This window comes from Candidatus Babeliaceae bacterium, assembly GCA_041660765.1.
GTDB lineage: Bacteria > Babelota > Babeliae > Babelales > Babelaceae > JBAZVR01.
Genome location: JBAZVR010000001.1, coordinates 175448 through 197607 on the forward strand (window position 1 = coordinate 175448; position 22160 = coordinate 197607).

25 protein-coding genes and 1 pseudogene are annotated in these 22160 nt (G+C 37.2%); 12 read left to right on the forward strand and 14 right to left on the reverse strand.

Annotated features, from left to right (window positions below; all coding sequences use genetic code 11):
- Positions 1-26: 26 nt before the first annotated feature.
- Genes WC707_00965 through WC707_00975 form a run of 3 tightly spaced genes read right to left on the reverse strand, consistent with a single transcriptional unit; the run spans position 27 to position 3093 of the window.
- The gene (locus WC707_00965; protein MFA6065733.1) at positions 27-2225 is read right to left on the reverse strand and encodes a hypothetical protein; all 2199 of its coding nucleotides are present in this window, start codon (positions 2223-2225) and stop codon (positions 27-29) included.
- On the reverse strand, positions 2171-2479 hold the full coding sequence (locus WC707_00970) for a hypothetical protein (GenBank protein MFA6065734.1): 309 nt from the start codon (positions 2477-2479) through the stop codon (positions 2171-2173). The genes WC707_00965 and WC707_00970 overlap by 55 nt, the downstream gene beginning before the upstream one ends.
- Positions 2480-2508: 29 nt before the next feature.
- Positions 2509-3093: a hypothetical protein gene (locus WC707_00975; GenBank protein ID MFA6065735.1), complete on the reverse strand. Its 585-nt coding sequence runs from the start codon at positions 3091-3093 to the stop codon at positions 2509-2511.
- 190 nt (positions 3094-3283) lie between these two features.
- Here WC707_00975 and WC707_00980 point away from each other — a divergent pair.
- Positions 3284-3502 (forward strand): annotated as a pseudogene (locus WC707_00980) (HAD-IA family hydrolase).
- A gap of 16 nt (positions 3503-3518) precedes the next feature.
- Here the strand turns inward: WC707_00980 and WC707_00985 are convergent.
- Positions 3519-4301 (reverse strand): hypothetical protein, encoded by a 783-nt coding sequence (locus WC707_00985; GenBank protein ID MFA6065736.1) that lies wholly within the window; start codon positions 4299-4301, stop codon positions 3519-3521.
- Positions 4302-4472: 171 nt separating this feature from the next.
- Here WC707_00985 and WC707_00990 point away from each other — a divergent pair, with 171 nt between their 5' ends.
- Complete coding sequence (locus WC707_00990) at positions 4473-5246, forward strand: HAD family hydrolase (GenBank protein MFA6065737.1); 774 nt, start codon at positions 4473-4475, stop codon at positions 5244-5246.
- Positions 5247-5413: 167 nt separating this feature from the next.
- A complete protein-coding gene (locus WC707_00995) occupies positions 5414-6376 on the forward strand; it encodes an MBL fold metallo-hydrolase (GenBank protein MFA6065738.1) in 963 nt (320 codons plus the stop codon).
- Here WC707_00995 and WC707_01000 read toward each other — a convergent pair.
- The 7 genes from WC707_01000 to WC707_01030 all read right to left on the reverse strand — a co-directional run bounded on the left by WC707_01000 (position 6365) and on the right by WC707_01030 (position 12765).
- Positions 6365-6781 (reverse strand): hypothetical protein, encoded by a 417-nt coding sequence (locus WC707_01000; protein MFA6065739.1) that lies wholly within the window; start codon positions 6779-6781, stop codon positions 6365-6367. The genes WC707_00995 and WC707_01000 overlap by 12 nt on opposite strands.
- A 15-nt stretch (positions 6782-6796) precedes the next feature.
- Positions 6797-7807 (reverse strand): cysteine synthase family protein, encoded by a 1011-nt coding sequence (locus WC707_01005; GenBank protein MFA6065740.1) that lies wholly within the window; start codon positions 7805-7807, stop codon positions 6797-6799.
- Positions 7767-8888: a glycosyltransferase gene (locus tag WC707_01010; GenBank protein ID MFA6065741.1), complete on the reverse strand. Its 1122-nt coding sequence runs from the start codon at positions 8886-8888 to the stop codon at positions 7767-7769. The genes WC707_01005 and WC707_01010 overlap by 41 nt, the downstream gene beginning before the upstream one ends.
- Before the next feature lie 15 nt (positions 8889-8903).
- Positions 8904-9248, reverse strand: a complete 345-nt coding sequence (locus WC707_01015; GenBank protein MFA6065742.1) for a hypothetical protein — start codon at positions 9246-9248, stop codon at positions 8904-8906.
- A 28-nt stretch (positions 9249-9276) separates the two neighbouring features.
- A complete protein-coding gene (locus WC707_01020) occupies positions 9277-10200 on the reverse strand; it encodes an ATP synthase F0 subunit C (protein ID MFA6065743.1) in 924 nt (307 codons plus the stop codon).
- Positions 10197-11024, reverse strand: coding sequence for a FoF1 ATP synthase subunit a (locus WC707_01025; protein MFA6065744.1), 828 nt, complete (start codon positions 11022-11024; stop codon positions 10197-10199). The genes WC707_01020 and WC707_01025 overlap by 4 nt, the downstream gene beginning before the upstream one ends.
- Positions 11025-11343: 319 nt before the next feature.
- Entirely contained in the window at positions 11344-12765 is a 1422-nt protein-coding gene (locus tag WC707_01030) for a hypothetical protein (protein ID MFA6065745.1), read from the reverse strand.
- 247 nt (positions 12766-13012) lie between these two features.
- On the opposite strand from WC707_01030, the gene WC707_01035 reads away from it, so the two are divergent.
- From WC707_01035 to WC707_01070, 8 genes are all read left to right on the forward strand, one after another.
- Positions 13013-13474: a prepilin-type N-terminal cleavage/methylation domain-containing protein gene (locus WC707_01035; protein ID MFA6065746.1), complete on the forward strand. Its 462-nt coding sequence runs from the start codon at positions 13013-13015 to the stop codon at positions 13472-13474.
- A 107-nt stretch (positions 13475-13581) separates the two neighbouring features.
- Positions 13582-14262 (forward strand): hypothetical protein, encoded by a 681-nt coding sequence (locus WC707_01040; protein MFA6065747.1) that lies wholly within the window; start codon positions 13582-13584, stop codon positions 14260-14262.
- 58 nt (positions 14263-14320) lie between these two features.
- Positions 14321-14989 (forward strand): hypothetical protein, encoded by a 669-nt coding sequence (locus tag WC707_01045; GenBank protein MFA6065748.1) that lies wholly within the window; start codon positions 14321-14323, stop codon positions 14987-14989.
- 168 nt (positions 14990-15157) lie between these two features.
- Entirely contained in the window at positions 15158-15988 is an 831-nt protein-coding gene (locus tag WC707_01050; protein ID MFA6065749.1) for a prolyl oligopeptidase family serine peptidase, read from the forward strand.
- A 22-nt stretch (positions 15989-16010) separates the two neighbouring features.
- Positions 16011-16682: a hypothetical protein gene (locus tag WC707_01055; protein ID MFA6065750.1), complete on the forward strand. Its 672-nt coding sequence runs from the start codon at positions 16011-16013 to the stop codon at positions 16680-16682.
- 128 nt (positions 16683-16810) lie between these two features.
- Positions 16811-17668 carry a hypothetical protein gene (locus tag WC707_01060; GenBank protein ID MFA6065751.1) on the forward strand — a complete coding sequence of 286 codons (858 nt, stop codon included), beginning with the start codon at positions 16811-16813 and terminating at the stop codon, positions 17666-17668.
- Between the two features lie 162 nt (positions 17669-17830).
- Complete coding sequence (locus WC707_01065; GenBank protein MFA6065752.1) at positions 17831-18943, forward strand: Hint domain-containing protein; 1113 nt, start codon at positions 17831-17833, stop codon at positions 18941-18943.
- A gap of 15 nt (positions 18944-18958) precedes the next feature.
- Positions 18959-19270: a hypothetical protein gene (locus WC707_01070; GenBank protein MFA6065753.1), complete on the forward strand. Its 312-nt coding sequence runs from the start codon at positions 18959-18961 to the stop codon at positions 19268-19270.
- Here the strand turns inward: WC707_01070 and WC707_01075 are convergent.
- The 3 genes from WC707_01075 to rpsU are packed head-to-tail and all read right to left on the reverse strand — an operon-like array spanning position 19265 to position 20594.
- Positions 19265-20020, reverse strand: a complete 756-nt coding sequence (locus tag WC707_01075) for a prepilin peptidase (protein MFA6065754.1) — start codon at positions 20018-20020, stop codon at positions 19265-19267. The two genes, WC707_01070 and WC707_01075, sit on opposite strands and share 6 nt — an antisense overlap.
- Positions 20014-20385 (reverse strand): ribosome-binding factor A, encoded by a 372-nt coding sequence (locus WC707_01080; GenBank protein ID MFA6065755.1) that lies wholly within the window; start codon positions 20383-20385, stop codon positions 20014-20016. Before WC707_01080 ends, WC707_01075 begins: the two co-directional genes overlap by 7 nt.
- Positions 20385-20594, reverse strand: a complete 210-nt coding sequence (gene rpsU, locus WC707_01085) for a 30S ribosomal protein S21 (protein ID MFA6065756.1) — start codon at positions 20592-20594, stop codon at positions 20385-20387. The genes WC707_01080 and rpsU overlap by 1 nt, the downstream gene beginning before the upstream one ends.
- A 161-nt stretch (positions 20595-20755) precedes the next feature.
- On the opposite strand from rpsU, the gene WC707_01090 reads away from it, so the two are divergent.
- On the forward strand, positions 20756-22159 hold the full coding sequence (locus WC707_01090) for a hypothetical protein (GenBank protein MFA6065757.1): 1404 nt from the start codon (positions 20756-20758) through the stop codon (positions 22157-22159).
- The last annotated feature ends 1 nt before the right edge of the window (position 22160 follow it).

Below are 22160 nucleotides of genomic sequence, written 5' to 3' on the forward strand. Positions count from 1 at the left end.
TCTTTTTGAACTTCTTAATATGTTATTTATTCAGAATCAGAAATTTCCTCAATCTCCTGCCATCCATCAAAATTAAGATCAAAAGATTTTTCCTGAGCTTTAAATTTTTTGTCCAGCGCTTCCTTTGCTTTAGCAAACTTTTTTATATGAGCATCGAGAGTAACCTTACTGGCTTTAAATTTTTTTATTAGAGCATCGCTCTTTTCTTGCATAGCTCTAAGCTTTTTTATTCCAGCGTCACTTTTTTCTAGAGCTTTTTCTAATTCTTCCCATAGTGTATATTTTTCATCCCGAGCAGCTTTATATTGTGCTTGGAGTGCTTTTATTGGGGGCGTACGTTTTTCTTCTTCTTCAAAAATTTCACTTTGCTCTTTGGGCACATTGATTTGGTCTTCCAGTTCTGTTTTTTGAGGCATATGCTTTTGTTCTTCAAGCTTTTGCATCCAATATTCAAATGTCTCTATTCGAGTATCGATTTCTTCTTCCCTTGCTTTGTTTTTTTTCATTAACGCTTCATAGTTTTCTTGTTGTATTTTTCGCTCTTTTGGTGTTTTTGCTCGATTCAAGAAAAATTTGTAATCTAGATACTCCTCTTCTATCCGTAGCGCAAGGTCTACTGCAATACATAGACCTACGTGCTTTTCGAGCACTTCTCTTCTTTCTTCAGGATTTAATTTATCTTCGTCGAATGCGTTTATTTTATCTTCACACTTTTTTATTTGAGCATTAAGCTTTTTTATTCTGATCGCATTTGTGTTTTCCTGAGCCTCTTTTGGGGCTTTATATTGTTCGCATATCCGATCTTTAGGTTCTTCTTCGAGCACTATATCTATTTCTTGCTTAGTTTCACGTTGTACTTCTTTTTTCCACCACGCCTCTATTTCAGCTTTGCATTCTTCTTCCAGAGCTTTTTTTAGAGAAGCTTGTTTTTCGGTTTCTATTTTTTTTACCTGAAGCGCGTGTTCTTGAGTTTTAGGTTGTTCTTCGAGTGCTTTTGCTTGAATTGCGAATTCTTTTTTTGCTTTTTCACGTGCGGTTTTATTTTCTTTTTCGCATTCTTTGAAATATTTATTAAGAATTTTATTATCAGCGGCGTAGTTGATAACTTCTTGGCCTGTATTAAATTGAGTGAATTTAAGAACATCGCGAATTTTGCCCTTGTTCTTAAGCTTTAATGCAATTCTGGAATCTATGATTTTCCCTGTTGAATCCTTTTTATCAGTTACATTAAGATGAAAAGATCCACTTTTGGCGTAATTATCAATATGTTCATTTTGCAATTGTGTGATAATCTCTGGTAAAAATCGTGCTATTTTTATGATAGTAGTGTGCGACGGCGCGTAGTCATTATCTCTTACATCAAGTCCTACAATAATTTTTTTACTTTGAGGTTTTAGAGCATTATTTTTTTTAGATCTTATTAACTTTGCTATATCTATAGCATCTTTAATGGAATTTGGAGCGGTTGCGAGAACTACATTGTTAACAGCCATCGCTATTTTTTTATCCACCCCCGGTACAATGTGCAATATGATTCCAGTGGTAACGGCTGCGGCGAAGGGAAAATGTTTTTTTACAAATTTAAGTCCTTGCCCTTCAGGGACGCTTCCAATTCTTGCAACAAAATCATGTGATGTGTGATGAATAACTTGCTCAACGTTTTCTGGCTTATAGACTTTTTCTGGTCGTTCCGGGCATGCAAAATCTACTATTAATTTTATGGCTTTGCCTTTCCATATTTGGCTAAAATAGTGCGCAAGGTTGCATCCATGACTGTGGTTTATAATAACAAGATCAACATTTTTATATTCAGGTGTTTTATTCAGATATTCCAATAAAAATTCTGCGCCTCTTATACGTGCTTCATCCGTTCTAAATCCTGACCATTTAATTGATATAAGTTCCGACATTATTTTATTACATGTTGCATACCATGAGGCAAATCTTTTGATATGGCGATATCCTTGATCAGATTCATCAAAATCATCAAAGAATGCTTTTGTTTCTCGTCCCCATGTTCCGTGATTAGCTATTATTAGCGCAATATTACCAATTTGTTTAACAGATTCTGGCGTGTATGAATATCTTCTACAAATTTCAAATTCTTTTTCTCGCTCAATTTGATATTTGTGGCTTATAGCTGAATCAGGTGCATTTTTGTCTATTTCAATTACAGGACTTTCATTCCTACTTGTTCCGGCGTTATAGGGCTCATTCTTTGCCATAACGTTGGTTTAGGCGAGATGATATCGTCAGGATATAATTTTGAAGATTCAATAGCTTTTAATGCTGAAAGATTTTCTTGTGGTATCGATGATGCGGTGTATTGCAAAGTAGGATAAAGTATTTCTTCCGGGAGTATTTTATTGGAATCATAAGACGTATTTAATTCCATGGAATTAGTGTGATTAATGCTATTTAATAATACTGCAAATGCAAAAAAAGAAGTTAAAGTTATTTTTTTGGTTTTGATGATCATGTTGTTTTTCTATTATATTTTTTGTGTGACTATATTTTTCTATGCGTTTTTATGAATGACCTTACTGGGCGTGTTTTTGAATCGGGACGTAATCTCGGTATCCACACATAAGGGGTTTGTTGGCACGCGCTCCATATAGCAACGCTTGAAAATCCAATTCCACATACAGATCCAGTTGTTAATAAAGTTGTTCCTACAACTAAGGAAATTGTTTTTAGGTATGAATCGTTCATGTTAAAGCGTGATGCAAGGTAACATGAAGCACCAAGCCCCCATAAAGAGAAAAATCCTATCGTAAATATCGGTTTTTGACTAATTTCGATTTTTCCGTGATAAAAACAATCATCATGACAATTTTCAGCTTTACCTTCAATTGCATTCCAAGGTATTTTTGCTTGATCTTCTTTTTTTGGGTAATAAATATTAAGTGCACTCTCAAGAGACCTATCGCTATGCTTTTTTATTGCGTTTTCTATCATTTCCTCGCAATTTTTGTTTACGAAAACACCATGATAATCATCATGCATAGCATTGCCACTGGTGAATGTCGTTAGAATTGCCACGGTTAAAATCGAGAGATTTAATAAGAACCTAGATTTTTTATTTGTAGACATAATGTGTTTTCCCTTTGTAATGTTAAATTCCTCACTATGTTTTAAAGGTAACAGCTTTTTATAAAAAAACGAATTTATTAAGCGTTTTTATAACTAAAAATTCCATATTGAAAGTATTTGAGTGGGTGCTTGCTCGTGCTCAGGATTTGATCAGCTATTTTGATAAAATGGTGGCTAGTGCAAACCGGATCCTGCTATTTATCTTCACACAGCTGAAAAATTGGGTATTGACCCTCAAGAATGTCTGGCGATTGAAGACTCCGCGCATGGCATAAAAGCCGCCCAAGCCGCCGGGATGTTGTGTATCGGGATTAATACGTCATGTAATTATGATCAGGTTAAAAAGGCTGATTATATTGTCGACCGTTATCAAGACATCGACCTCGATGCATTACTACTGGGCATTTAACAACTAAACATTTGGCTTATGCTCTTTTATAAGCGAGCCAATAATATAAACCCGCGCCAATCCCAATCACAGCAGTAGTTTTTATGGTAGTATAAAGAAAACGTTTCTTTTCTTGAGCGTGTAAACATTTTTTTTGTTCATTTTTTAGATTATTGCGGGCATCTTCTGTCATCGAATTCCGAGATAGTTTTGTAAGATAATAAGAATCGCCATACCAAAGTTTTGTTATAAATAATGTCCATGAGCTTAAAAATAAGCCACCTGTATCAATAATATAACATTTACTATCATCGGCTCGTATAAGATTTCTTTCATGTGGGTCCTCAAACCCTGTTGTGTTATGCAAGCAAATGATTTGATTGATATGAGCCGAATTTAAAAGTTTGAGGGGGCCTTCTTCAATTTTTTCAGCAATAACTAGAGTATTTTCATCAGAGATTGGGCGATTGTCGTCGTATACGCGATATAAATATTTCTTTGGAACGTCAAGTGCTGTAAGCTTGTTTTTTTCGATACTTTGCTTAAGAATATTGGCACCCATTACCCGATTAACATGGTATTTTATATAATGGCCGGGCAGCCAGCTGATTTTAGTAACGCCTTCACCATCAACAAATCCCTGCCACCATCGTGGATTTTTGTAAGAAAATGTCTTAAAACGACTTGTTTTTTCTTGAATAAACGCTTGCAGCTCTGCTCTATGAGCATCGAGAGCGTCCTTAACGTTTGCAGGCATTTCCATGCCAAAAAGGGGTATTGTCAAAGAGAGTAGCGATAAAAATAATATTTTAAAATTCATAAATATCCAGATGATTTGCTATTTATAATTTATAATACAAGTTTATCATATGCTGAAAACATGTCGATTGCGTATGGTGCAAAACTTGACATTTATTATTCAATCTGTATATTTATAAGATATTATAATAAGTACAAATAATATGTTTGGAATTTAATTTTAGAGGTGAGTATGAAGATGTATGTCAAAATAGCTCTTTTTATGACTTTTTTGGTGGCTGGATTTGCCCAAGGGGGGCTGATTGCGTCGCATAAATCCCATAATAAGAGTCATATGGGCGAAGCCTTGTGGGCAACCTTACAGCCTATGACGCCGCAAAATACCCTCTTTTTCTTTGATTTGCATGGGGTGATATCTCATACCAGTTCTCCTGATATATGGGCTGAATTTAGTAAAAACGTCGAAAATAAGGGTGTGCTTTTGTCTACAATGGCGAAAATTGGCTGGAATGGCGATTGGGCTTGGGCTAAAAAGCAAACAAAAGTATTTGAGTTTCGTATTGATGTGCTTACGGAGCGGTACCCGATTCTCGAAAAATATAAGCAGAATTTTATTAGTCTGACTAATGCTCAAAAGCCTAACGAGAAAATGGTTCGCATCATTAAAGAGCTGAGAAATAAGGGATTTACTATTGTTCTTGCATCAAATATAGGCCCCAAAACACTTGAGGATTTTAAGGTAAAATTCCCTGAAGTTGCAGCATTATTTGACGATATGTACATAATTGATAAAAAAATTAATTTTTATGGTAAGCCGGATTCCAAGTATTTTGAAGGGCTCAAGCAATTTGCTCTTGATAAGGGACATGCGGGAAAGCAGATGGTGTTTACTGATGATGATCAAGAAAATATTGATGTTTCAGTAAGAAAGGGCTTTTTTGGTACTTTTTTTACAGGCGCAGATGCATTTGAAAAGCTTTTGAAAACATATGGCGCTTTAGCGTGATCTTAATAAAGCTTTGCAAATTTTTGTAAATTTTTGTAAATTACATAATGAGTTTGGCGTTATGCTAAACCCAACCTTGATAACCTCCATTTCCCCTATCCGTGACGCAAGTCTGGATGGGGGGCACTTTTTTTACCACACAAAATTGCGTGAATCGCTTATAAACCATGTATCCTTATTATAAAAATAATCGTTTTTTGAATCATCCTGATGAAAAGGGACACTCTGTCTTTTTTAAATCACTCTGGATGATTATTACGGGCATTTTTTCTGGGCGCAGAACTCAGCGAGCGCACAATTTTTTGCATGCGCCTACTATCGCAGAACATAATGCTTTGAGAAATGCTGCTGGGCATAATAAGTGCGTTATTACTTGGCTTGGTCATGCGACTTTTCTTATTACTGTGCCTGGCGCTACTATTATAACTGACCCCGTATTGGGGGACCTTTCTTTGTTATATAAACGATGGGATAATCCTGTAATTACTCCTGATCAATTGCCGTCTATCGATATTATTTTGCTTTCACATAATCATAGAGATCACATGGATGAGGCGAGTATTCGTATATTGCATGCAAAAAACCCTGCCATAAAAACACTTGTTCCCATGGGTGATAAAGCATGGTTTATAAAAAGAGGCCTTGGGAATGTGCACGAATGTTCATGGTGGGAATCTATAAAAATAGGTGAAGCTATGTATACATTTTTACCAGCAAAACATTGGTCCCAGCGTGGTTTTTTTGACAGAAATAAGTCATTGTGGGGTAGTTGGATGATACAATCACCAGATATATGTTTATATTTTGCGGGTGACACCGCTTATGGCGAACATTTTTCTCTTATTGGTAAACAATATTCTATTGATATTGCGTTAATGCCCATCGGCCCATGTGAGCCACATGCTTGGATGAAAGATTCCCATCTTAATGCGCAACAGGCCGTTCAAGCTTTTTGTGATCTTAATGCCCGGCATTTTATAGCAATGCACTGGGGAACGTTTCCTTTTGGTATTGATTATCAAGCGTTGCCGTATGAATATTTACTTGATAGTTGGCAAACTCATTCAGACAAAGCATTACGTAAGAAAACGCTCCACCCTGGCGCTTGCGGTAAAACGTTACAATTCTGACACGCAGAATGTGCATTTTTTTTGTGTTGTTTTTATAATGTTATAGCAACGTGAGCATAGTACTTGATTGCAGCACTTTTGCATGACCCATAATTTTTTAACGGGTATTGTTTTAAAATCTTCCCAACACACAGGACAGCGATTCTCGCTTTTTTTTGCTTGTCTTTGCAAAGTTTTTCTTATCAGGCGTATGCTTGGATAATGTTTAATTTCTGAGGCTATGTTGAGGGCTGTTTTGTTATTTTTATCTCTTTTTAAAATATTAATTGTTGGATCTGCAAGTAATTTTTTCACTTGTTTTGTGCTTTTATGTCTTACTGCTTTATGTAAAGCATCATTATTTTCAACGGGCTTAATCGTGCATGAAATTATGAACGCGTAGATTGCAATATTATACAGTTTCATTAATACCCCCATTTTTTAGTAAAAATTTTTGGTCAAATATGCTCTTCCGGAATCTCCAAAGATCATTACAAGCGTATCTTGCGGTGTTAATGTTTTTGAGTATTCATAGGCAGCATGAGCGACAGCGCCGCTTGCAGGTCCTACAAGTAGTCCGTGGTTGCGGGCAAGATTTTTAAGCATGTCCAATGCTTGGTTGTCATGGACTAAGTGATAGTTATCAATAATCGCCTTATCAAGAAGCGGTGTTTCATAATCCACCCCCATGCCTTCTATCGAATATGGTTGAGGATGACCACATGTTGAGCGATATGAGTTTGCGGCGTCAACGGCATGAACACTGAGCGTACTGTTTTGTTCTTTTAAAAATTTTCCTGCGCCAGAAACGGTGCCGCCGGAACCGGCTGCAGCAAAAAAGTGTGTAAGTGCGCCAGCTGTTTGCCGCCAAATTTCTGGTCCCAAATGGCTATAATGTGCTTGCGCATTAGTTGGATTGAAATACTGATTAATCATAAATGAATTGGGGGTACTTTTATGAATTTCTATCGCTTTACTATGATAACTTGCTGGATCATCAAGAAATTCGCACGCCTTGCACACAACGACGGTTGCTCCGTATGCCGCAAGTGTTGCTCTTTTTTCTAGGCTTATTTTTTCTGATACGGTAATAATTACTTTGTATCCTTTAATCGCTCCGATCATAGCGGCTGCAATGCCTTGATTGCCTGAAGATGCTTCAATAATCGTTCCGCCGGGCGTGAGAATGCCTTTGCGTTCTGCCTCATTGATCATAAATAACGCTGCGCGATCTTTAATGCTTCCACCTGGATTAAGATATTCTAATTTTGCATATACTGTTGCGGGTGTTGCAAAATTAACTTTAACAAGTGGCGTGTTGCCGATAATAGAAAGTAATGATGAGTGTAGCATGCGTTGTCCCAAGTGTTTTATGATAATTTTAGTTGATAGTATACAAAAAGTGTGTATATCAAGCAAAAAATGATGCGTAAAGTTTTTTGTGTTCTTCATGCATGGTGTCATCGCTAAAATCAGCAAGATTATCAGAAAAAGAGCTTAACTGTTCATATAATATTTGATTGCGTGAGAGCTCAAGCATGCCGTGAGCTAGCGCTAATCGGTCTTTTTGTGGGTATATAAGCCCATTTTTTTCATGAAAAATTACTTCAGGGATGCCGCCGGTTGCATAACTTATTACGGGCAGCTTCATGGAGCGGGCTTCTATGATCGCGCAGGGAAGTCCCTCCCATAATGATGTCAGGGTAAACGTGTGCCAGGTGCTCATGGGGACTTGCACTTCTGCACGCCAGCCGTAAAATGTTACAACATGATTAAGTTGTAGCGTTTTGACCAGCTCTTCGAGTGAGGGACGCATTAGGCCATCACCTATAATTTCTAAGCGAGTGTTTTTGTTGTGTTGGTATACCTCTGCAAATGCATGAATAAGATCATGAAGATTTTTTTGAGGTTTGCAGCAGGCTATGGTGCCAAAAATAAAGGGGGTTGTTGTAGGAAATGGCAGGCTTTCTACACGTAAAAATTTTTTATAATCTATGGCAGCACGAATTATTGAGCTTTTATGTGTAAAATGTGGGAATAATCGAGAACCGTAGCCGATATCTTTTTGTGATACACAAATAAAATGCGTGGTTATTAAGCTCGTTATTAATTCGCACAAATAAATTAAGATCCAGGCAATTTTTTTTTGATGTTCATGGCAGGCAAAACCATGTACGGTATGTACGCGATGGGTTACGCCAGCAAGCCATGCGGCCCATCGGCCTACAATTCCAGCTTTTGTACTATGGGTGTGAACAATTAAGTCTGGGTAGCTGTTTTTTAATTTTTTTATATGACGCGTTATGTGCCAAAAATTTTTGAGTTCAGTGAGAAATAGGCCTATGCCTATTTCTCGTGTGAATGTTTTTATCAGAGTGACCTGATTGAGATGTCTCACTTGATCAACAAGAACCCCTTCATGCCCTGATAATAAAAAAGTAGTGTGATCTTTTTGTAGTGCGTTAAATAAAGAGAGGCATACTTTTTGTGCTCCACCAAGTTCTAATTTTGTGATGATGTACAAAATATGCATTATTCGCTTTATTTTTTAATATCGTTTTTTCTGCTGGTCAAATTGATAGCGTGCATGTATGAGATCTTCGATTTGTCCAAAAGCTTTTTTCGGAGCCACTATTGTTACTTCGGCATGATTGCCATTGTTTGTAAGGTTTTTGCAAAAATGTTCGCGTGCTTTTGGAGTTAATGACCATTCATTAACTTGCTTAAGATTAAAATCACGTCTTATTAAGTGGGTTTTTATTATTTGAATTGCGTCTTGTGTAGTTACTGTAGTGCAGATGTCGTTGTTTTTTTTATAGTGATATCTGATGGTACACAGTTGCGCGTTGCACAGGTGTGTAGCGAGACAAATAATTAATAATAGCTTATGCATGGTAACTCTTTCGTATAGTAATGGTGAATTATGCAAAGAGTAGTATAAACGAAATAATAAGTCCGTAAATAGCACCGGTATCAATAATAGCTTGACCCAGAGCGCTTGTTCGCAATAAAAGAGAATAATGTTCGGGATGTTTTCCTATTTCTTGACAGGTGGTGCCTGCGGTTTTTCCTGATGCTATGCCAACCCCTAATGTGCTTAATCCAACCGAGCATGCAACCGCGATACACACGAATATTGATGGAGGGTTGGGCATAAAGGCCATGGTGAGCGCAATAACAAATGCAAAAAGAGTCGGTGTTTCTATCATAGCTTGGCTGATAAACGTAAATGTTAAAATTTGTTGATATGAGCTCGGGTAGCGTCCGAGGGTTTTGCAGCTGGCAAGACCAAAATATGTTAATCCAATGGTTGGCCCAATTGATCCTAGGGCTAATGCGCAGCCGCTTGCGCATAACACGATACTTGATGATACCTGTAGTATATTTGGCAATTGGTTGCGAATAATAAGGCTCATGATAAAACCAAAAACGAGTGGTGTTTGTAGAATTGAAAGAGTGATCAGTAAAAGATTAGTAATTTTTCTATGCATAAATGGTTGCCGTGCAGTTGCTTGTAATGCAGCGCATGAAGGAAATGCAGAGCACAATCCTATGACAAACCCTGGTATAGCGACAGAAAGAGCCATGCCGATTGCAGCAATAGGGTAATTGTGGTGCGTAAAAAGCAATAAAAGCCCTATAATAGTTCCTAAAATTGCAGCAGTCTCTGTAACAACAACGCTGATGAGAAATTGACTATTAATGAGCCCGGCAGAGCTTGGTTGTTGATCTAAGGCCTTTAAAACACCTTTGCCAATAAGAGCTTGACCGAGACCTACACCCAGTGAAGGAAGTGCGACCGTTGTTGCAATAGAGAGTGCATGAATTATTTGAGGATATGTCATATCTCTTCGCCTTCATGAGTAGAACGTAATGCAAGGCTTAAATACGTGAGGGTTAAAATAGTGAATACGAATGCCTGGATAAAACCTTCAAATAAGCCAAAAAAGAGGGCTATTATAAGATTAAATCCTGAAAAAATTCCAAAAAATTGTAAAAAAACTGATTTTGTCAGCAGTTTTTGCCAAAGCGCACTAATAATTGATCCACCAAAAATATTACCAAATAATCTAAATGATAATGATATAATTGTTGCTACGCGTCCAATAAGTTCCAGTGGGAGGGTGAAGAGTGCACTTGCCAGATTAACGATCGCTTTAGCGGGAATTATTATAAGATCTAGGGGGGCGAGATTTTTTGTTGCATCAAACGTGAAGGGGATTTTAAAGAAATCTTTAAGATAACCAAACAGGCCATGATGACGAATGCTTTCTTTTTGAATATAGAAAAACGCCATAAGTGCGAGTGCAAAGGTTGTATTAAGGTCTTTTGTTGGTTCTTCTAAGTGTGGAATAAGAATAAGACTATTACATACAAAAATAAAAATAAATAATGTTGTTATAAATGCAAAGTATTTGTATTCAAAGTGATCAATCGATTGATTTAGTAAGTCTTTGAGTGTGTTAATACCAGAGATAATAATATGAGATGCTATGCTTTTTTCATCTCGTAATGCCCAGCGACACAAACATGACCCAATAAAAATGAGGATAAGGGTTGCCCAGGTAAATACCAGTGTGTGCGCATTGAGTGCCATGAAGGGTGAATGTATACCTAAAAATGATAATGGATACCAAAGTTTAGTATGAAAAAGATCAAAACCTTCCATCCGTTTACCTTTATCGAGATTGTTATTTTTTGAGAAGTATTGTTATAACGCCACTAAAAACCATTAATGTCAGTATAAAATGTAAGTATGATAAGTGCAACATATAAAACAATATTATTGAGCAAAAAATAATGCGAAATGTTGATAGTGCGCCAACGAGCGGTGGGGGATTATGTGAATGTGGGTATATTTTAATAAGCGAATAAGTATACAGATAGGCGAGCGTGCTGCCACATATGATCGGTAAGGTGAAGAGGGTTAACAAAAAGAGCATAAGAGTAAGCCCCGCATGTTTATGCGGGGCCCATTAATAAGGTTGTTAGAATTTCTTGATACCTTTAAGGCGCCAATAGTGATTAACGATTGAGTGTGACCCGGTTATAACCAGAAGGCCATTTCTTTCATCAACTGACTTTTTAGCGAGTTCAAAAGCTTCTTCGAATGATTTACATGCACGAGCTTTAATCTTCATGCTTTTTATATCATTGGTTACTTGTTCAACATCCCATGAAGTGTCTTCATCAAGTCCAGCTATAGGATCTGTTATAGGGCAAATGAATATTTGTCCGGATGTTTTTTTGAAGAAATAACGAACAAGTTTTAAAAATTCTTCGCTGTGCATTTTGTTAAAAGCAGCGCCTACGACAATGGTAAGACCTTTGAGTGGGCGTTGATAATGTAACAATCTAATGCCAAGTAACAGATTTTTGAAAGCATCGATATTGTTTGCCGTATCAAGAAGAACGGTAGGTTTTTCTTTATCAAGAATTTGGAATCTTCCAGGAAGTTCATTTGATACTTCTTTCCAGAACTTTTCAAAAGTCTTTTCTGGATTGATATCTCTTTTGCGCTTTTCATCGAGCGTAGGTCTTCCGCGTGCGCTTTTTGGCTTGCTTAATAACGTACCAGAAAGAATCGTACTATTTTTATTAATAAAATGTTCTGAATACAGTTCTGCAATTCTTTCAGCTAAAGCAGCACAGCGTCCATGAAGTTGTTCAAATGGGTAGGTCAATGCAGCTAATTTTCGTATTGGCATTGCCCAGATTCCGCCTTGAGCTTCAGTTAAGGATTGCATTAATTGCAACATTGCCTTGCTTTGATCGCCAGAAACAATATGTGTATCTTTTTTAACAATACCCATGATGTCTTGCGCAGCTACTTTCATGCTTTCTTCCGTAGCGAGTACGTTTTGTGAAGTAACGCGTGTTATGCTGACAACTTTTGCATGGCAAACGTTGGTAGCATCATATAATCCGCCATTATGTGTTTCAAGTAATGCGACATCGACATTGTTTTGGTTAAAATAAACAAGCGCCATCATAGTTAAGAGTTCATGGCTATACGCATCTATTTTAAGTGTTTCTGCCATATTAATAACTTCGTTGCCAATTTCTGTAAATAACTTATTAGAAACTGCTTCGTTATTGATAGTGAGGCGTTCATTATAGGTTAAAATATGCGGGGAGTAAAAAGCCCCAACTTTTAAGTTTTCTTCTTGAAAGAGACGAGCGGTAAAATGCATAGTTAAACTTTTGCCATTTGTACCACCAATAATGATAGCATTGGTTTTTTGTGATAATGAACCAAATGCGGCATCAAGTTTTTTGATTCTATCAAGTGTCTTGGAATCTTTATTGACGTTCCAATGTTTGTCGAGGTAGTCAACTACCTCGGAGTAGCTTCGCTGTTTTGCGATAGTGGCAGCAGTTTTTCCCACTGCTTGTTTTGTTATATCCATAGTACGGGTCCTCATTCAATGTAAAAAAATATAATTTTTTCAAAAAATATATAAATAATATGTCATATAGTATTATTTTATAGGCATTTTTAAAAATGTCAAATTATGAATTCTTCATCTAATATCTAATAATAAATTTTCAAAAAAGCAAATAAATTATAGGTATAGTCAGGTAAGTGTATTTTTTTATTGACCTTTTTTTACTATTTCGGTCTATGCTATTGATATCTAAACCGGAGAAAACATTATGAATAAAAAAACGTTTTTAAGGGGTTTTAGCTTGATAGAACTCATGATTGTTGTATCAATTTTGGCCTTTTTATCAATGCTGGTTATTCCGCATTTGAGCCATTTTTTGGCAAAATCTAAGCGAACAGAAGCTTATATCAATTTACGCTCCCTGTATATGGCCCAAAAAGCCTATTGGCTTGAGCATGGGAGCTATACCCAGCAGCTTGCCGGTCCAGACAGCCTGGGCTGGAAGCCTGAAGGGGTGGTGTGTTATTCCTATGGTTTTGGGGGGTCTGAAGGGGTCAATAATGTTATAGGGTCCCTAAAAACACCTTCGAGCGCCCTTGCCCCAGCTACTGCAGGTTCAGATAGCTTTATTATAGCTGCTGCAGGCGATATCGACGGGGACGGCACCCCGGACGTGCTCACCATCGATCAATCCGGAATTATCAAGATAGTTACCGACGACTTAGCCTGAAAGCTCGATTTTTATAATTCACATAGAAATTAATTGACAATTTTTATACATATAGTAATATAAATTATAATATATTTAAGCTTTCATGTATAAAATGGAGATTAATAATGAATAATTTTAAGAAAAACATGCTCTTGGCGATGGCCCTTTGTATAACCACGATGCCATTTATGGCCCAATCGGGAACTATTTTGGATGTTGAAGAAGCACTTCAGCAAGTTTATTATAATAGAGACATATCATCCAATAGAATACGTACTATTATCGAAGAAAAAGTAACTCATCGTCAATATGATGATATTGCTGTTATTGAACGTACTTTACGTGAATATCAAGATTTGTTAGTAAGCCAAAGCAAGACGTGCATTTCTGATAATAAGTTACGTTTTTTTGGCAAAATGGCGAGTAAGCTTGTAGATTTTTCTGATGGTGTTGCAAGCTTGGGTGAATCTATGGCTGTGTTAGCGGGCATAGCGCCAGTTGGCCTTGGATTCGCTATGGTTTTGAGAGCAATGTATCCAGAAATTATTCATCCGATTACTAATGCTGATATTGAATGTGCGGCTGCATGCACCAAATTTGGTGGCATATCACTGTTGGCAGCCGTTGGCGGCGTGTTATCGCGTAATTTCTTTGAAGAGTTTATACATAGTAAGATCGAGCTTGCTCAGTTATATCGTGGTATTCGACAAACTAATATTGAAACCATTACTCAGTTGCTTGAGTATCTCAATTATGAAAAAGGTGTTGCCGCAGGAGCGGAACAGGTTCTTTCTAGCGCAAGATAATACATAAAAGTTAGGGGCACAGCAAAAAACTGTGCCCCCTTAATAACTCGGAGATTTTATGACAAAATTTAAGAAAGATATGCTATTGGCGATAGCTTTCTGTATAATCTCAGCACCATGTATGGCCCAATCGGGAACTATTTTGGATGTTGAAGAAGAACTTCACGATGCTACTCAGAATAATAGAGCTATATCGCCTGATATGATACGTGATATTATCAAAGAAAAAGTGGCTTACCGCCAATATGATACTATTTTTGGTGTTGAGTGTGCTGTTATTGAATCTACTTTACGTGAGTATAGAGATTTATTGGTTGCAGAGGATAAATCATGCGTGTCTGATAAAAAGCTACATCGTTTAAAAGAAATTACCAATTGTCTTATGGTATTTGGAGCTAATTTTGGAGGATATGGCGTAGGATATGCATTTGGCTATCCTACGGGAATACTTATCAGAATATTAATAGATATGTTACTTAAACGTTCTGATGTAGGTACTAGTTATGATTTCAATGATCTAGCTCCGGTTGCAAAAGCATGCCTCTTAATGACTATTTCAGGGGCAGGTATTTATAAAGCGTCTCATACTTTATATAAAAAAATAGAACAAAAACAGGAACAACGCCGTAATAGAGCTTTAAATATACAAGTAATTGATAACTTACTTGCGTATCTTAATTATGAAAAAAGTGCTGCTGCAGGAGCAGGGCAGGCCCTTTCTTGTTAAAAAATAGTAATCGACATAAATAATTTTAAGAGGCACGGTAAAAAACTGTACCCCTCATTATTGGCGCTAGATAATAGTTTCATGTAGAAATTAATTGACAATTTTTGTAAATATCGTAGTGTGAATTATAATATATTTAAACTTTCATGTATAAAGTGGAGATTAATAATGACTATATGTAAGAAAAGCATATTAGCATTGTGTGCGAGCGTAATGCTCTGTGCGCAAGCGGGCGATGTGCCAGCAGTTGAGCAGGTGACCTTCGTTTTTGCGCATGGCCTTGGCGGCAGTTTGCGCGATGGGCTCTTTCATGCCAGGCGCAATATTATATGCGAGCCTATGCATTCATTCAATTTTCAACATGCGATAAGAGGCAACGAGTTTGTTTCTTTTGGCCAAGAGTTGGAAATTGAAACGCTGAAGACTGAATGTGATTCTATCCTGGGGAATAAAGTCTTGGTAGGTCTTTCTATGGGTGCAAGTAGCATTATAACGTATTTAAGTGATCATTATAGCCCCGACATTAAGGCCGCAGTGCTGATTTCGCCGTTTGATAGCTTGGAAAGTGTTATTGCATTCAAAACGTACTCAATTCCGGGTGTTTATAACGTGGCTAAAAAATTTATTAATTCTAGCTTCATGTATCCGCATTATGATGATCATGGTATTAAGCCTATTAAAGTAGTGCATAAGCTTAATAAAAATATGCCAATCTTGTTTATTCATTCAAAAGCCGACGAGTTGGTGCCGGTGACGTGTTCTCGGCATATGTACAGACATTTAAAGAGAGCTGGACATAACGATGTGTATCTTTTAGAGCTTGATACCGCAACGCACGCAGGACATTGTTACGGTCCTGACGCTCAAGTAGTAGAAAAAGTGGTGCATGCATTTTATAAAAAATATAACTTGCCGCACAATCCAGAGCTTGCGCAAGATGGCGATGCGCTTTTTAATCAATGCCAGCCAACAATAAAAGAAGTTGCTCAAAGAAAATAACAATTATTATATGGGGATTATTATGAATAATTTTAAGAAAAACATGCTAATGCTATTAGCTTTCTGTATAACTGCTATGCCGTTTGCGGCACAAGCAGCCACTGTTTTGGATGTTCATAATGACATCAAATATTCTATCGAACAAAATGTTCGTATTTGGGAAGATAGCTTAAAAGAGATTATCAAAGATAAAATTGATAATAAGTTGCAGCAAGACGTAGATGCTATTGAGGCCGTGTTACTTGATTATAAGGTTCAGTTAGCTGAACAGAGTAAAACATGCATTTCTGATAAAAAATTACGTTTTTTTAAGGGCATGACCCATGAACTTGCTAAGTTTTATGGAGTTCTTACAGTATTGAGTAGTGGTATGGTTATAGCAGGTTGCGCCTATCCCTCTGCTGTTGGATTACAAATGATTATTGATGCAATGGATCAAGAAGAAACAAAGTTTATGCTTAATTCTTATGATATTGAAACGGCGCGTTTTTGTGGTGATACTGCAGTTTTGTCATCGATTATAGCAGCTGCAAGCGCGTTTTCATGTATTGTATGTGAAACTTTACATAAAAAAATAGTGAATATGCAATTACAGCGTAGTGTGAGAGAAGATAATATTAAAGTAATTGATAACTTGCTTGCGTATCTTAATTATGAAAAAGGTGTTGCTGCAGGAGCGGGGAAAGTTCTTTAATCCAGTAATAAAACCTCCCCTCTCCACACCAGAATCCATAACGGCTAAAGTTGACAAATAGGCTATTTTCTATATAGTAATACTCTATAAACTTAGAGTATTAATTTAAAAAAACCTGGATACATATCATGAAAAAAATATTACTCATACTAACAACGCTTTTATCAGCCACCAGCGCCTCATATGCGATGGATACAACAAAAAACATAGAAGAGAGCACAGGCAAAACTCGTGAAGAAAAATTAGCACATTATGCACAAGAGCGAAAAGCCGCAGCAAAGCTTGATCCAGAAATCAAGAGCACAATCAATATTAGAATTTTTAGAAAACACGACACAAAAGCAAGCCGATTATCCTATTACAGTGCATTTTTTATTAGCTCATACAAAATCGTATGCGGATTTTTTACCCCTAAATCTCGTCAAGTAAATTCAAAAAATATTATTCTCGCTGAAATGCAGCAGTCAAAGAAAATTCTCGTATATCATGGGATAGGCAGGGGCGGCACGCTTGAAAGCATAAAGCAACACGGTTTATTATCTCTTAATGAATTATACAAAAGGGGGCTCACTGATAAAAAACCGGTTAGTGGTTCTGTGGTATTTCCCGATCAATATGATGTTATTTATTTCAGGTATAGCCCATCGTATGACGTAAAAAAAGATACAGTAAGTATGGAAGTTGATCTTGGTGCAACGTATGTTCACAATCAAGAATTTAGAGCTTTATGTAATTCTAAATATTGGCAACAATATAAAGACTCGAAAATTTCACTTTCTGCCTTTATTGCGAATCGAGAAAAGGCCGAAGTGATGCGTAAAAATAAACCTCAAGGGTGTACGGTAATTTTTGACCCTATAACATCAGAACCGTTTTATGTTACGTGGGGAGATGCAAGAATAAATAATTATCTGTACGTATATATTCCAGAAGTTATTGTTGAGCAACATGAAATTAAACCAGAAAAGTTAATATTTCAAGAATAACATTGAATTGAAAAGAACTTTAATATTTACACTCTCTAATTAATAAACTTGAAGGGGCGCGGTTTCAACCGCGCCCTTATTACTTGCGACCGACGTACTTTTGTGAATATGCTCGAGGCAACTTGGATTATATTTATTATAGTATGCAGGGGCGAGATTTTTATGAAGCGTTTTTTGTTTTTTGCATTGTTTGTAGCATCACAGATCTTGGGTCATGGATTTGGTCAAAGTACCCTTATAAAAACAAATAAAACTTGTCAGAGCATAGATAGTGTGTGCCGGAACGTATCTGAAAAACAGTATGTTACCAGTTATGATATACGTACTTCTGCGTATACTATCAAGAAAATAAAATCAGCCGGGGTGAGTACAACCAACTGTTATTGTAAAATCTGGTTTGATGAGTGTTTTGATAATGACGATGTGATATGCACGCCGACGCAGGAATTTTATGCACCCATATTGCAAAAGTGGGTATCGGCGTATCAGCTCAAAGTAGGCGATCAACTACTGGGCGCCCATCAAAAATTACACTCAATTGCGCGTATAAAATTTATAAAAAAACCGCTTATTGTCTATTCGCTTGAAATTAAAAAACTTCATAATTTTTTGGTCGGCAGACATGCCATTCTTACACACAATATGCTATTCCCAGTTGGCGCTTATATTGGGTTGAGCGTTGCATTTGGTAGTGGGGCTACAACCGGTGGCACCGCAGGCAGCTTTTTTGGCCCCATTACTTGTGCAGGCGGCATTGTCATCGGGGGCCTTATTGGCGTCGCCATACAACTGGTAAAACGCAAGGGTAAGCTGTCTCATTATGTTTTAGTTTTCGATGCAAACAATATCGAAAAGCATCTGATGCACCATGCTGATCGCAAAGATAATTCTGGTGAAGTAGAGTTTAATAATAGTCCTACACCTTGCGGAGCCGGCCCTGAAGATCCGGATCCAAGAGATCCGAGAAATAGAAATAAAAAAGCTGAAAAAAATAACAAAAATAATGAGCGTAAAAAAAATACACGTGAGGAATTAATACGTGGGATGAATGAATTAAAAAAAATAGGATTTGATTACTCTAAGCAACATGATAAATATCGGTTAACAAAAGGAGATAAAATACATGGAAAGGGTGAATGGATAAATCCTGATCGTCTTCACAATGAGATAGAGGTATGGGATAAGTGTGGGAGGCATTTGGGAGCAATCGATCCCGCAACAAAAGAATGGTTAATGCATAAAATAGCAGATGTGACTAAAAATTTTAGGCCTTAAATGAAAGAAAAAAACATGAGTAAAAATTATTTACCTTCAGAAAAAATAAAACATTGTTGTCCGAGGATGACAGAATTGCTTGATGATTGGCGGTTTCCTATTGACATGGATATGGTTATAAGAAAATATTTTATTCCCTATATGTGGCCACATTCTGTTGAGCTTGGCATTATTTATTGTCCTTGGTGTGGAACCAAATTGCCAAAAGTACTTCATGAGGCTTATTATGAAATTCTTGAAAAAGAATTTGGTATTACTGATCCCCAAGACCCAAATATTCCTCGTGAGTTTAAATCTGAAGAATGGTGGGTTAAACGAGGATTATAGGGCAGCAAGGCCTAAGAGTGCAATAAGGTGCTGGGAAAAAAGAACGTATGTGATAGCACCGAGGGCGAGAAATGGGCCAAACGGGAGTTTGAAGTTTTTTGATTCTCCAAAAAAAATAAGAAGCGCAATGCCGTACAGTGACGCGGAGAGTGATGCGAGAAGAAGCGTCAGCCATACGCCTAAAATGCCCGTGAATGCACCAATTGCTGCCAGCAGCTCTTGATCTCCATCCCCCATGCCTTCTTGATGCCTCGCAAGCCAATATGCTTTTCTTATTCCCCACAAAATTCCAAAGCCGACACAGGCACCGGCAAGACTGTTGTAAAAGCAAATAGGCAGCAGATCCAAGAAACTCAGCAATAAGCCTATGGGAATTAAGTAGAGGCTGCATAAGCGTATAATGAGCATGTGCTCAAGGTCGGTTCTAATGGTAATTATAAGTGCGGAAAAAAATAAAAAATAACTGAGCAAATAGAGGGGGCTTATCAGGGGGTAAGCGAGCCCAAAGCTGATCAGCGTGATAAGTTCTATAGCAGGATATAATAGCGATATTTTTGTTGAACAGTAGCGGCAGCGGCCTTTGAGTTTGAACCATGACAGTACCGGAAAAAGATCATGCCAGGCGATCGTGTGTGCGCATAGTGGACAGTGCGATCGTACCAAAAGTGACGTGCCTTCAATCAATCGGCAGGCAACGACATTTAAAAACGACCCCCAGCAGGCAGCAGCTATTAATACAAGTATTAAAATTGGTCTTCGCCTTTTGCTTTATCGATAAGTTGTTCAATTTTTAATGTTTTTTCAAAATGATGATCAAATTTAAAAATCAACTCAGGTGTATAGCGCGCCTGAAGTGACTGGGCGACGGCTTTTCTGAGAGAGGGCTTGTAGAGTATGAGGATTTTAAGCATCTCATGAAAATACTCTTCACCCTTGGGCGAATAGAAGAAAACAAAACAGGACCCTTTGTCTGGAGAAAGGGTCACCCGATTAACAAAAACGTCCTTGATTCGATTATCATCAAGGGCTGTTTGCATGAAGAGGTTTGAGATGATTCTCAGAAGAGCGGACTCTTTTTGAGCTCTTTTGATATCAGAAACGGAACTGTGTGCCATTAAATTTGTTTGTGGGCCGCCATGCGGATCCAGTTTTGTTTGATGGCGCGCATCATGCGTTTGCGACGTTTTTGGGTGGGAGATTCATAATAAACGATGCGTTTCATGTCGCGAACAATGCCTTCACGTTCAATTTTCTTTTTGAGTTGACGTAGGGCGCGTTCAATGTTGTCATTGACAGAAATGGCGATGTTTGATTTTTTGCTCATGGTTTTTTTAGTGTCCTATCAAAAAATTCAGTATTTATATGTTAATTTTCTTACAACCTTTTCTACTAGGCTATCTTTTTTTTGTCCTTCTGTCTAGTCCCGAAGCCTGTTATTCAATAGACTATGGTATAAATATTTTTATTAAAAAAGGGGATTTCTTAATGCGTTTATATAACTTATGGCCTATTTTTATGCTTGTGGGGGCTGCCCGATTGATTGCTATGGATGAATGTGTAGTGAAGCTGAAGACGGATAAGCGGGAATATTGTATATCAAGAGCTCTACTTGAAAAATCACAAGTTTTTAAAAATATGGCGAAAGATTTTAGTGGTATTTTGCCACAGGAAATTGACCTTGGGTACGCTGGGTATAGCGATAGTGAAATTGCTACTCTTGTTGCCCTCTTACAAGGGACTAAGTCAATTTCTTCTTCGGTTTTATTGCAGCAGCGTATTAATCAAGCAGAGGTTTTGGATAAATTTGAAGTTAAAGGGCTGTTGTGTAATGCCTGTCAAAATATTGTTGATTATAATAACAACTTTCATAATTGTACGTTCTCTTCGGCTGGGCTTGAAAAGCGTATTGCTCAGATGCTATATGCGCAGTACAAAAATAAGATAATACATGAATTACAGAATCAGATTATGCGATCGGCGAAAGTGCTTTCTCCTTGTGGCGTTATGGCAAAAATTTGGGGAAATAAAATTCCGCGAACTATGAGGGTTGTGGGTGATGAGCTCGTTGTTTGTGGTAAAAATTGTTTGTATGTCATGGACGTTGTAACGGGTTCTATTGTGCGATCAAACACAAAGGTTGGGGATGTTCATGCGTTTGTTATAACACGGGACCTGCAAAAACTGATTGCTCAAGTAAATTCTGGAGAGTTGTGTATATATAATTTTGTTACTTTGCAATTTTTGGAAAAGATAGAATGTGAACGAGCATGGTTGTATAAGTCAATGAATATTTCTTATGATGGCAGCAAGCTTATATGTCCGGGTATAGTGTCTAAAAACACTATACAGCTTAATATTGTTGATCTTGAAACTAAATTGCCGTGCGAGTGCAAGCACCCATTTTTGAGATTGAATACTTCTTATACTGATTATTATAAGCTCAAGCACGGCGATGAAGGTATTGATAAGTTTGGAGAAGCGGCAAATATTTTAGCATTATCTATGGATAAAAGTCGTGCATTGGTACATCTTGTTCATGAAAAAGCTTTGGCTATACAGGATGGCGCATACAATGAGGAGGGAATCGATATTGTTTGTAAGTCTCCTTATTCTTCAATGGCATGTGGGCGATATTTTGTCATATATAACAAAATAAGATCTTTTTCTTCGGATATTACAGTGATAGATCTCTACAATATGGATTGTTTTAGTTTGAAAAATAGCAATTCTATCGATTTTAAATATGTGAAGCATATTGCAGGAACGGTTGAAGGCAAAGCTCTCTTTTTATTAATGAAAAATAAAAATATTTATGCATTAAATATGGCGCCACTCTTGAAGGTAGGTAATTATGCAGTTTCTGATCTGTTAAAATATGTACACGCTTAAT